Consider the following 11,200-nt stretch of genomic DNA (forward strand, 5'->3'; position numbering starts at 1 on the left):
AGTTGCGTATCATGATTCGTCACGGTAGTGCATTGCTTTTAAACTAAAAAAGATCAAGAGGAAATAATCCTCTTGATCTCCAATAATTCTAAGATTTCTCTTCACCAACATCATTTGACAAAGAGCCTGTTTTACTGGTTATCGTCAGGTTAAAACGGTTTTTTTACAACCTCTATTCACGGTGTTCAAAGCCCAACTCCTTGAAATAAGTCTGGATTTTTCAAAACATGAGAAGCTGTTTAGAAAAATTCATTCTTATTGTCGGCGGAGCTGAACGGTCTTTTCACAACCTTATCCACGGTGTTCAAGAAGCAACTCCTCAGCAATAAGCGCTAGATTTCCAAAATATGAGAAACTATTTTAGAAATCTAGTTCTTATTTGCTCGGAGCTGGACGCTTCTTTCACAAACTCTATCCTCGATCTTTTTGGTCATACACTTCTTTGACGTTGATAAATTGATCAAGTATTGGATTTTCTCCTTTTAGGTCAGCTTCGAAACGGATACCGTCAATATTGATTCTGGCGTTACGGTAGTAGTCAGTTCCTAGTTGTCCCCATGCAGGAGTTGAGGCATCGACATTGCAGAAGATATCAAATCCTTGTTGTTTCAAGTAAGCAAATTTTTGATTTGCTTCAGAATAAGGTTGCCAATCGCTGATGTCAGCGCCAAATGGGTAGATCAAAATATTTGTTTTGCCTAAAATAGGTGCAACTTCATTTTGCCAACGTTCATTATCTTGTTGGATATCGGCTAAAGAAGCTTGTGTCATATTCAAGTGTCCCCAAGTATGAGAAGCAAAACTCCAACCATCTTTCTTTAATTGATCAGCAACTTTTTTGGCTGCTTCGATTTCTTTGTTTGTTTTTTCGTTATCACTATATTCTGATTTTGATGTACGGTAACCTAATACACCATTATAGCCTGTTAAAGCTAATGTTCCTTTGGCGCCTTGATAAGAAAAATCGGGATGTTTTTTAATGAATGAATCGATCAATGGAACCATATCATAGTCACCAACAGTTTCCTTCTTATTGTCGATATAAATATTCTTGATTTGGTTCTGTTTATCGACAATCAACTTACTTGGAAATCCTGAATTGTCCATGTATTCATAATAGCTGACATCGTCTTGCGAAAGAATTAACGGTTTCTTTCCTTCTGGAAGAGAAACACCTGTAAAGGTCAGTTTTCCATCTGTTCCTTTTTTGACTAATCCATTTAGATTAACAAGAACATAGTTATTTTTATATAACTGATTAATGGTTTTATTGAATTCGGAAATAGTGACCATATAATCTTTATACCCTTGTGCTTGCTGGGTATGAAAAGCCTTAGCTGGATCAACAATCAGACTATGAAAGAAGACGTGTGAGATTTTGGTCGGGTCTTCCCATTTTACCAAGGATTCTTTTTCTTTTTTCAAAGTTGCTAACAATTGTTGCGCTTCTTTGGCGTCGTCTTTTTCAAGTAAGGCGATGGCTTCATCATAATGATAACTTGCAGCAAGCTGTTTTGCTTGATCAAGCTGTTTCGTCGTTTGTTTATCTTCAACAGGTTTTGAGCTGCTGCTTGAGTGTTGAGTTGTTTGACTAGTGTTTTCTAATTTATTGTTTGTTGCTGCTTGTGTAACAAAAAAGATACTTACACCTAGAATAATAACAGTGCATACAGAAGTGACAGCCAATATGATTTTGTGTGTATGTTTCATTTTATCGTCCCCTGCTACTTTTTGATTTCAAAAACCCCCGTAAGCTTTTCTTAACCTTTTGAAAAACTTCCCATAACCATTGTAACGAATATAGAAACAAGTGTAAAAGAAACTTTTGTTTTTTTTTTGATTTTTCTCTTATTTTCTTTAACTAGAGCGCTTTTTATGAGAAGTACTATTTTGTAAAAGTTATAAAGTGAGAGAGGTGAAAATGTTCGGATTTTCGCTGTTTTTATTTCCAAGAAAAACTAAAATAAACCCGTGGTGCTAGTTAATTTTTTCCTAGAGGAAAATGGGTTCTGTTGCAAAGTTTTAAATAAAGAATAAAATCCCTTACGGTATCTATGATTTAAGCCGGTATACCCATTAAGACTTTTATTTCAGTTGATACTGAAAATCCGAAAAGCATTCCATTTCTTCAGTTCTTTTTGTATATTCCTTGGACGGGTTATATTGATAAAAAATAAGAAAACAGCCCCTATTATCTAAGTGTTAGATAATAGGGGCTGTTTTTATTGTATTTCTAAGGGGCTATTTCTATTTATAGACCCTAAACAAACATCTTTTGTAAAAAGCCTTTTTTCTGTTCTTTCAACAAATCTAACTTACGTTGATGAAGAGCGATAGTCTTGTCTATGCTTTCAAAAAAGAAATAATCAATTGTTGTTCTTTATCATTGGGCATTTTCATATCAATATTTAAAAAATCAGACTCATGTATTCTCCATTGACCATAAACAACACCTTGACGAAATCTTACCATTTTAGAAATAAAGCCCTTTCGGGCAGACATAATCCCTATAAATTGACTTTCTCGTGATTTTTTTTACTTAAATATACTATAGACAGGGGATATAACAGCTTTTCCAGTTCTATTAAATCCAATTGAACCTGTTTCAAGATTATTAGAACTATATATGAAATCTCCCAATTCAGTTTTTTTATATTTTTTTCTGAATCCTTGACTAAAAAGCTGCGATTATATCGTTCTCCTTTTGGAGTAACTCCTTTGCCTTGTACAAAAGACATAAGAGGATATTTATTCGTTTCTGGCGTTTGATTATTACGTTCAGATAAAACATCTCCTAAGCTCGTTTAAGCATTCTTAATGATCCCTTTGAACAAATAGACAGTTTCGAATTAAAGTCGCTTAAATCGAGTTTTAGAACGTTTTAAAATAGAATGATGAAAAACTAAAAAGTTTCAAACGCTGGTCGGCTTGTTTCGCTAAAAAAGAGTGCAATGCGCATTTACACATCAAATAAATTGATGCCGTGCTAAACCCTAAAAACCTGTATAAGAAGTTGCCTTTGACAACAACAAAAAATAGAATATGGGGATTGGGGCAACGCCCCAAAAATAAAAAGAATCGTCTGAAATGAGGAACAAACTAAAATGTAAATTTTAGGTGTGACCGAGTGGAAGATAATTACTTTTTACTGCATGTGTGTACACACATGCGAAGTTCACTACAATACTTTATAACGTTTTTATTTACATGAGCAAAGCGAGTTTTTCCAACACGTTTAATCTAAAATATTGGCAATTTATACCATGATTTTCATGGTATGTAAGTGCGCCCTTAGGAAAATAATTTGAATATATTTCAGATTTTCAATCTGACTGCTCCTGTCATCGAGCAGACCGATGAGGAAAACAAAAAGAGGACTAAACAAATATGAAAATCAGGAATGTTTTTATACCGAGAAAACTTTTCGGAAAGAAAAGGAAATTGGAATAAATGTAAATTTCCATGTTAAAATCAAGATAAGAAAAAACATAATTTCAAACATAATCAAATCAAGTTTTAAAAGGAGAAATAATCCATGAAAAAACCTGAAGACATAGGAGAAAATCTAAGAAAAAAAGAATTAGAAAACAATGTTTTGGTCTTTCATGATTTTAATTATTTTTTAGATTCTTTGGTCGTTAGGGATAAGCTCCAGCAATTTCTTTTGATGTTTTATCAAATACAGAAAAAGTGATTACAAAGTTTATCGTCATAAAAACACCTCTTATTTGGCTCATATTTACGTTTTAAGAAACAAATATAATTATACAGGTATAAACTATATATTTTTAAATTTTGCTCTAAATACCCCCTTAAGATGCAAAATAAGTATATTGTATTGTTTCAGTTAATTTTTTGAGTTTAGTACTATATTTTTTCGAAAGATAAGCATGAATAAAATAATTAGAGTAATATTTTAAATTATAATTAAATTCAAAATAATGTATTGGAGTGTTTGGATGTATAACGAAGTATTTGTAGTTAGTGATATACATGGAGAATATAAAAAATTTAAAGAAATACTTAAATACTGGGATTCGAATAGACAACAGCTAATATTATTAGGGGATTTGTGTGATAGAGGTTTACAATCTTATGAATGTTTTTATTTAGCAAAGTATTTATGTGATAACTATGGAGCTATATTAATTAAAGGAAATCATGAAGATTTATTTTTAAATTTTTTAAATAAAACTGAAGATTTTAAAGAAAATTATATTAAAAATGGGGGATTGAAAACATTAGAAAGTTTTGGTTATTCCGAGAATAATACATTTAAGGATATAGTATTAGACATAAAAAAAAATAATGATAAATTAATAGAGTTTTTAACTTATTTACCAAATTTTTATGAATGGAATGACTATATTTTTGTTCATGCAGGTGTAAATCTCAAAATTAATAATTGGAAAGATACAAGTATTAGAGATTTTATGTGGATTAGAGAAGACTTTCATTTTACGCCAAATAGGTTAAATAAAACTATAGTTTTTGGTCATACTGAAACGAAAATCCTTAATAAAAATAATAAATATGATATATGGATAAATGATAATAAAATAGGTATTGATGGAGGTGCTGTTTATGGAGGTTATTTATATGGTGTGATTTTAGATGTCCATGGTATTCAAGATTATGTATATGTTTGATATTTATTAATTGTCAAATTAAGTTAGACAAGTCCTCTTTGCATATGTGACTCAAGAATACTTCTATTGGGGTTTTATAGTTTACTGATTTTCGAGGGATATTATTTCTTTTCGATGCAATAGATTGAATAAAAGATTCATCAACTTCGTTGAAATCCATTTGCTTTGGTAAACCATCTTTACGTAATAAACCATTAGAGTTTTCATTTAACCCTCTTTGTGATGGTGTACCAGGATCTGCAAAATAGATATCAATATCATTGATATTACTGATTGATTTCCAATTTGAAAATTCCTTTCCACAATCAAAAGTCATTGATTTGAATAGATGCTTAGGTACAGATTGCATCCATTGGTTCAAACGATTTTCAATATCTATAGCTCGTCTGCCTTCTGGCTGAAGAGTGATGATTACTTTAGATAATCGTTCAACTAAGGTAATAACGGCACTTTTATGTTTTTGTCCTACGATAGTGTCACCTTCAAGGTGACCAAACTCTTCTTCAAAAGAAGTATAGTCATTCGAACGTTCATGAATGGAGCGTCTAAATGCGTGTTTACCGCGCTTTTCTTGATGTCCATTGGGTTTTCGCTTCCCTTTCATCGGTAAATCAGAACAATCAAATATACCCATTTTAAACATTCTATAAAGGGTACGGACAGAACACCCAATAGGAAACTCCCCTCGACCAATAATCACATCCGGAGTCCACCCTTGAGCCACCTTTTTTTGAATGTATTCTTGTTGCTCATCTGGTAACACAATCGGACGTCTTCCGCAGTTACGTTTATTTTTCTTATATTGTTCATAGTAGCTTATTGCGCTTCCACCAGATTTAAGAAAACGATAGACATTATAAATGGTTTGTCGAGAACGTTGTACTAGATGGGCTACTTTTGAAACAGAGTGTGATTGATTGAAATAAGCTTCTATCATTACGATTTCAGTTGGTGTAAGATGGGTATAGGTCATTTGTACTCACTCCTTATAATTCTTTAGGCGGAACTATCTTGAGTGTAGCACAGATGACTTTTTTATTTGTCTAACTTAATTTTACAATCGGCGCAATAAAAACAGCTCAATGCAATCCATGACAATTGTCATAGAAAAGTTATGTTAATTGGGACTTATTGGATTCTGAAAAATCTCTTACACTAAGAATATCAAGGTTAGTTAAGGAGAAATTTTTATGAATCAAACCGTCATTGAAGCTAAAAAAATTACCAAAACGTTTAAAGAAAAACGAATTTTTGAAAAGCTTGATTTTGCAGTCAAAAAAGGTGAAATCGTTGCTTTGGTAGGAGAAAATGGTGCTGGAAAATCAACGCTAATCAATGTGTTGACACAGCTAATCCCCAAGGACCAAGGTGAAATTCATTATTTTAACCAAGAAAAATCACTCTTGATTGATCGTGAACGGATTGCTGTCATGACACAAGAAACAGCCAAGCTAAAAAAAATTCGAGTGTCAGAAATCATTCAATTGGTTCGAAGTTTCAGCAAGCATCCATTACCTTATGATCAATTATTGCATTATGCTGATTTAAAGGAGCATGAACAATCATATATGGAGAAACTATCTGGTGGGCAACGAAAACGGCTAGGATTCGCGTTGGCTATCGCTAGCAACCCAGACGTCATTTTTTTAGATGAACCTACAGCAGGTATGGATAGTTATAGCCGCTTAAAATTTTGGCAGACGATCGCCTTGCTCAAAAAGGAAGGAAAGACGTTTATTGTAACCTCGCACTATTTGGAAGAACTGGAAACAGTCGCTGATCGTATTATGATTTTAGTAAAAGGGAAATTCGTTTTTAATGGTTCAATGGATGAACTGCGTCAAAATCGCGGGGTGAGTGAAATCCAGTTTTATTTTGATGATTTAAAGGATAAAACATACTGGTTGTCCATTCCGGGTGTTGAATCGGTGACAATAATCAATCAAAAAATCAAATTGATTACGGATGATGTGGCACTATTTTTAACTGCAATGCAAGGGCAGTTTGAGCAATTAAAACTATTAACCATTCAACCCAATTCATTAGAATCTTTATTCGATCACATTCAGGAGGAACATCAAGCATGAAGCAACTAATCTTTCAAACCAAACTAAATACTTTGCGTCTGTTTGTTCGAAACAAACGCTTCTTAATCATCAGTTTATTGATTCCAATCTTTTTTTATCTTTTGTTTACCAAAGTGATGAATGTGGGGTTGGCAGGGGCTGATTTGGTTGCCTGGAAAGCCGACTATCTAGTCAGCATGATGACATATGGCATTTTAATGGATTCAGTGATGATGATTTCGAGTACGCTTGTCAGTGATCGTGAAAATGGCTTTGACCAGTTGATTACGCTAAGTCCGTTACCAAAAAGTCGTTACTATGCGAGTGTGATATTCAGTTTTTTTGGCTTATTCGAATTATCTATTATCAGCTTATTGGTTGTAGGGTATTATATAAATAGCGTAAAGTATTCCATCTTGGAAGTTCTTTCGTTTCTAATCGCGTTACCACTCACAGCCTTGCCTTTAATTATGATTGGTATTTTGCTTTCTTTGGCAGGGAGTTCCAATACAGTCTCAGGTTTGGCAAATTTGCTTGTTTTTCCTTTGGCTATTGTTAGTGGACTGTGGTGGCCAATCGATAGTTTGCCTAATTGGATTCAGTCAATCGGTAAATGGATGCCAACGTATTTTATGAGCAATGTGATGAAAACTCTTTACCATCATCATAAATTAGACCTTCAGAGTAGTCTGGGATTAATTCTGTGGTTTAGTCTATTAAGTCTTTGTTTAGGTATCATTCTTCATTTCAAACGACAGAAAGGATATCAGCTAGTATGAAGAAGTTTTTAGAGGAAGAAATACTGTTTCCAAAAAAAATAGGATGGATTCCTTATTTTTGGCTCATTTTTTTGATACCTGTTCTTTCTGGCTTGGGCACTATGCCCCTAAAAAAACAGGTAATCATTCTTTTTCTTTTGCTACTTTTTTTGAAAGCCTATCGAGAAGGATATGAATCAAATAAGTGGGCTATCTGGTACGTGATTATTCAACTAATCATTAGCGTGATTTATCAATTTTTGGGTATGACTGGCCTATTTATTTTTACGGCATGGCAGATTGGCTTTCTATCGCTACGTCGTGATCGCTTTTATCTGTTTCTAGGTGTATATTATGCGTTTTGTTTCATTAACATCGTTAGTACGACTCTGTGGCTTGTGCAAGGAGATGCGCAAAGTATTGGTAGCTTACTAATTGTTTTGCTATTTGCTATTTTTTCACCATTAGTTTCTCGGTCAATGAATGAATCCATCTACCGAACAACGCAACTCAATCGTGAAAACAAACGCTTGGAAGCATTGATTCGCAAAGAGGAACGTGAACGGATTGCTCGCGATTTACACGACAATCTCGGACAGTCTTTTTCAATTATTACGTTGAAAACAGAGTTGGCTCAAAAGTTATTGGCAAAGCAACCTGAAAAAGTTTCGCAGGAATTGACCGAAATCGCGCAAATTTCTCGAAATAATTTACAGCTTGTTCGACAAATAGTGAATGGTTTAGAAAATCGTTCAATTGCAAAGGCGCTACTGGAAGAAGAAAAACTTTTATCTGCTGCGAGTATTTATCTTAGTACGGAAGGGGAAGAGATTGCTGAAAATTGGCCAATCGAACTCCAAACTATTTTTGCCTCGTGTATTAAAGAGGCGTTTACCAATATTATTCGCCATAGTAAAGCACAATTCGTCCAATGTGTGTTTCGTCAATCCAATCAGTATTATGAACTGTCCATTCATGACAATGGAATTGGCTTTCTGACAATTGATCCAACGTCACATGGATTAAGTGGGATGATGGCTAGGATGAAAGAAAAAAATGGGACGTTCGACATAATAAATGGGGATGGGACCAAATTGCACTTTAGAATTCCTTTAGAGGAGGAGCGAGAACGATGACGACTCTTTTTTTAGCAGAAGATCAAATCATGTTAAATACAACCCTGACCACCATTTTAAACCTGGAAGATGACTTTGATGTGATTGCGAGTACGGCAGATGGCAAAGAAGCACTCGAAAAAATTAGAAAACTGCAACCAGAAGTCGTTATTCTTGATATTGAAATGCCGCAATTAACTGGACTTGAAGTTGCCAAAGAGATTCGCTCTGCGGGCTTGCCCATAAAAATTATCATATTAACAACTTTTGCCAGAGAATGCTACTTTCAAGAAGCAGTCGAATACAACGTGGATGCCTATCTGTTAAAAGATAGTCCAAGTGATTATTTGGTAGCAAGTATTCACCAAATTCTTACTGGAAATAGAGTGTTTTCACCGGAACTGGTCACGAGTGTTTTACGAGCGGAAAAAAATCCACTAACTAAAAGAGAAATGAGTGTATTAGCGGGGCTTCAAACAGGTGCTTCAACAGCGAAAATGGCTGAAGAGCTTTTTTTATCTGAGGGAACGTTACGCAATTACATTTCATCTATTTTAAGTAAAACAGGGACCCATTCTCGAATCGAAGCAATTAACATTGCTAAGAAAAATGGCTGGATTGCCTAACCTAAGTATCAATTGATGCTTAGGATTTTTTTCATTTTGAAGAGTTAGCTTACAAAAATAGCTAATATCCTGAATAATTCATAGCCTTAATTTTTTTAAATAACTATTCAAAAAAATTAAGGCTATGAATTATTCAGGGCATTGTAAAAAATCATAATTAAATTAAATATAAGAGATATTGAATAATATGGATATACGGTATATACTTAATTATAGGAGTTGATTTTATGAATATAAAAAAACGAAAAATTAGAGAAGTAGGTAACTCAATAGTTGTCACTTTATCAAAAGAGAGTTTATTACAAAAAGGATTGAAACCTGGAGATACTATTTTTATTGATGAAGACAAAATGATGGATGCAATCGTGAAAGAAGAAAGCAATTTAGATCTCGAAATTGATATGTATGTGAATCAAGCTCTATCTGAATATGATGCGGCGTTCAAGGAATTAGTTGATCGATGATTTATTTGAGCGAAAGAGACATTGTAAAATTGAATGTTATTCAAATAAAAAGATATTCACCAAAGGAAACAATTGGCGTTATTGATAAAAATGCTTTGAGTATGGCTGTAAATCAACCGAAACAGCATATTTTTGGAAAAGATCTCTATCCTGATGTGTTCAGCAAAGCAGCAGTTCTCTTAATAAATCTGATCAAAAAACATCCATTCCATAATGCAAACAAACGTACTGCATTTCTAGCGGCATATATTTTTCTCAAGCTAAACGGCTACTCACTAAAAATGGAAAATCAGGAAGTCGTAGGATTTGTAGTTAAAATTGCCACTTATCAGGGTGAATTTGATGAGCTAAAAGAGGCAACGACAGATGTATTAAAAAATAATTCAACGAAGATTGATACAAAAAAATAGAAGCAAACTAAGGATTTAGTTAAAACTGGATTTTTAGTTTGCTTTTTATTTTAGTTTACATAAGATATATTATACAAAAAAAGAACCTGAATCAACCGTTTCAAAGTCTTTCTCTGTGAATCGAAATTGGTGTACCTCTTTTGCCAAAACAGAGTAAGGGAAAAATAAACGAGCATCATCTGGATATAGTATGAAACTTGAGACACCTTTTTATAGCGGATATCTTTTTTATAAAAGGAAGGTTATCACTACATTTAATTCCTTTATAACCACTTTTAATTTACTTGTGTCTTGTCCATAGCGTCTAAATCACTAACGACTATTTCTTTAATATCCTTTCTATCTAATACATCCACAACGCTTGTAGCCCCTACTTGATTAACTAATTTATTTGCATTTGTAAAGGCATAGCGACCACCTTTAATTTTTCCATTAATAATTAAGTCTTCGATCCCTTCTAAGATTCCTAATGCTACAATTCTCGAAGAGATTACATTGCTTGAAAGCCAAGCCATTTTTGTCCCTCGTCGAGCAGTTTTGAAGAAAAATTTAGTTAGATGATACGGGTCAGATTCACACTCTTCATCGATGGTATAGTAAACAGACCACCATAAAAGCGATAAGCTGTTAATGGCAACAGATCTCTTTGCATTATATGTGAAAATAATGCGTGAATCTAAATTAGAGATTCCTTTAACAGTCTTTAATTGATCTAATGTATAATCTAAAAAATATCTATGTTCTAAAGCTACCCACATTTTTTCCTCTAATGCAATAGGAGCGGGTATTTGTAATGCTTCCCATAGTGCCACCCCATTTTTGAAATCAATTTCCCACGTTTCTTCGTTCTCGCCATTCTTTGGGAGAAGCTCAAGAGATGGCGGAGTAAAATCAAATTCGCTTTTCATTATATTAATTGTCTAACTTAATTTGACAATTAATAACTTTAATAAAGGATAGATACTTATTTTGATGAACCATATTCTGGATTACGTCCATATAATTGTGTAAAAGATAAAAGGCCATGTAACAGCCCTTTTACGGTACAATGTTTTTAACCACAAAAACATACCCAGGAGGACGTTACATGACCCAAGTACATTTTACACTGA

General features: G+C 33.5%; 11 protein-coding genes and 1 pseudogene. 8 read left to right on the plus strand and 4 right to left on the minus strand.

Features of this window, described 5'->3' with window-relative positions:
* Positions 1-411 precede the first annotated feature (411 nt).
* Both ACWOEC_RS11515 and ACWOEC_RS11520 read right to left on the minus strand, forming a co-directional pair.
* On the minus strand, positions 412-1,710 hold the full coding sequence (locus tag ACWOEC_RS11515) for a polysaccharide deacetylase family protein (RefSeq protein WP_007209248.1): 1,299 nt from the start codon (positions 1,708-1,710) through the stop codon (positions 412-414).
* A gap of 349 nt (positions 1,711-2,059) precedes the next feature.
* Positions 2,060-2,155, minus strand: a pseudogene (locus ACWOEC_RS11520) (IS6 family transposase); the annotation flags it as partial.
* Between the two features lie 1,380 nt (positions 2,156-3,535).
* Between ACWOEC_RS11520 and ACWOEC_RS11525 the strand changes: the two are divergent.
* Both ACWOEC_RS11525 and ACWOEC_RS11530 read left to right on the plus strand, forming a co-directional pair.
* A complete protein-coding gene (locus ACWOEC_RS11525) occupies positions 3,536-3,694 on the plus strand; it encodes a hypothetical protein (RefSeq protein ID WP_007209242.1) in 159 nt (52 codons plus the stop codon).
* A gap of 265 nt (positions 3,695-3,959) precedes the next feature.
* A complete protein-coding gene (locus tag ACWOEC_RS11530) occupies positions 3,960-4,649 on the plus strand; it encodes a metallophosphoesterase (protein WP_058138318.1) in 690 nt (229 codons plus the stop codon).
* 13 nt (positions 4,650-4,662) lie between these two features.
* Here ACWOEC_RS11530 and ACWOEC_RS11535 read toward each other — a convergent pair whose 3' ends face one another.
* Positions 4,663-5,622, minus strand: a complete 960-nt coding sequence (locus ACWOEC_RS11535; RefSeq protein ID WP_373180585.1) for an IS30 family transposase — start codon at positions 5,620-5,622, stop codon at positions 4,663-4,665.
* 217 nt (positions 5,623-5,839) lie between these two features.
* Between ACWOEC_RS11535 and ACWOEC_RS11540 the strand changes: the two genes are divergently transcribed.
* The 6 genes from ACWOEC_RS11540 (at position 5,840) to ACWOEC_RS11565 (ending at position 10,088) form a co-directional block, all read left to right on the plus strand.
* Positions 5,840-6,736, plus strand: a complete 897-nt coding sequence (locus ACWOEC_RS11540) for an ABC transporter ATP-binding protein (protein WP_251851471.1) — start codon at positions 5,840-5,842, stop codon at positions 6,734-6,736.
* On the plus strand, positions 6,733-7,494 hold the full coding sequence (locus tag ACWOEC_RS11545; protein WP_007209240.1) for an ABC transporter permease: 762 nt from the start codon (positions 6,733-6,735) through the stop codon (positions 7,492-7,494). The genes ACWOEC_RS11540 and ACWOEC_RS11545 overlap by 4 nt, the downstream gene beginning before the upstream one ends.
* Positions 7,491-8,609 (plus strand): sensor histidine kinase, encoded by a 1,119-nt coding sequence (locus ACWOEC_RS11550; protein ID WP_455308347.1) that lies wholly within the window; start codon positions 7,491-7,493, stop codon positions 8,607-8,609. Before ACWOEC_RS11545 ends, ACWOEC_RS11550 begins: the two co-directional genes overlap by 4 nt.
* Positions 8,606-9,214 carry a response regulator transcription factor gene (locus tag ACWOEC_RS11555; protein ID WP_007209238.1) on the plus strand — a complete coding sequence of 203 codons (609 nt, stop codon included), beginning with the start codon at positions 8,606-8,608 and terminating at the stop codon, positions 9,212-9,214. Before ACWOEC_RS11550 ends, ACWOEC_RS11555 begins: the two co-directional genes overlap by 4 nt.
* Positions 9,215-9,441: 227 nt before the next feature.
* Positions 9,442-9,678, plus strand: coding sequence for an AbrB/MazE/SpoVT family DNA-binding domain-containing protein (locus ACWOEC_RS11560; RefSeq protein ID WP_002287931.1), 237 nt, complete (start codon positions 9,442-9,444; stop codon positions 9,676-9,678).
* Positions 9,675-10,088: a type II toxin-antitoxin system death-on-curing family toxin gene (locus tag ACWOEC_RS11565; protein WP_002287933.1), complete on the plus strand. Its 414-nt coding sequence runs from the start codon at positions 9,675-9,677 to the stop codon at positions 10,086-10,088. The genes ACWOEC_RS11560 and ACWOEC_RS11565 overlap by 4 nt, the downstream gene beginning before the upstream one ends.
* A gap of 275 nt (positions 10,089-10,363) precedes the next feature.
* Here ACWOEC_RS11565 and ACWOEC_RS11570 read toward each other — a convergent pair whose 3' ends face one another.
* Positions 10,364-10,996 carry a DUF6339 family protein gene (locus tag ACWOEC_RS11570; RefSeq protein WP_455308350.1) on the minus strand — a complete coding sequence of 211 codons (633 nt, stop codon included), beginning with the start codon at positions 10,994-10,996 and terminating at the stop codon, positions 10,364-10,366.
* Positions 10,997-11,200: the final 204 nt, after the last annotated feature.

The organism is Enterococcus bulliens (assembly GCF_053761865.1).

Excerpts from the sequence above, each read along its gene's own strand:
- ACWOEC_RS11570 (WP_455308350.1), bottom strand. The coding sequence starts at position 10,996 with ATGAAAAGCGAATTTGATTTTACTCCGCCATCTCTTGAGCTTCTCCCA.
- ACWOEC_RS11560 (WP_002287931.1), top strand. The coding sequence starts at position 9,442 with ATGAATATAAAAAAACGAAAAATTAGAGAAGTAGGTAACTCAATAGTT.
- ACWOEC_RS11555 (WP_007209238.1), top strand. The coding sequence starts at position 8,606 with ATGACGACTCTTTTTTTAGCAGAAGATCAAATCATGTTAAATACAACC.
- ACWOEC_RS11535 (WP_373180585.1), bottom strand. The coding sequence starts at position 5,622 with ATGACCTATACCCATCTTACACCAACTGAAATCGTAATGATAGAAGCT.
- ACWOEC_RS11550 (WP_455308347.1), top strand. The coding sequence starts at position 7,491 with ATGAAGAAGTTTTTAGAGGAAGAAATACTGTTTCCAAAAAAAATAGGA.
- ACWOEC_RS11540 (WP_251851471.1), top strand. The coding sequence starts at position 5,840 with ATGAATCAAACCGTCATTGAAGCTAAAAAAATTACCAAAACGTTTAAA.
- ACWOEC_RS11525 (WP_007209242.1), top strand. The coding sequence starts at position 3,536 with ATGAAAAAACCTGAAGACATAGGAGAAAATCTAAGAAAAAAAGAATTA.
- ACWOEC_RS11565 (WP_002287933.1), top strand. The coding sequence starts at position 9,675 with ATGATTTATTTGAGCGAAAGAGACATTGTAAAATTGAATGTTATTCAA.
- ACWOEC_RS11515 (WP_007209248.1), bottom strand. The coding sequence starts at position 1,710 with ATGAAACATACACACAAAATCATATTGGCTGTCACTTCTGTATGCACT.
- ACWOEC_RS11545 (WP_007209240.1), top strand. The coding sequence starts at position 6,733 with ATGAAGCAACTAATCTTTCAAACCAAACTAAATACTTTGCGTCTGTTT.
- ACWOEC_RS11530 (WP_058138318.1), top strand. The coding sequence starts at position 3,960 with ATGTATAACGAAGTATTTGTAGTTAGTGATATACATGGAGAATATAAA.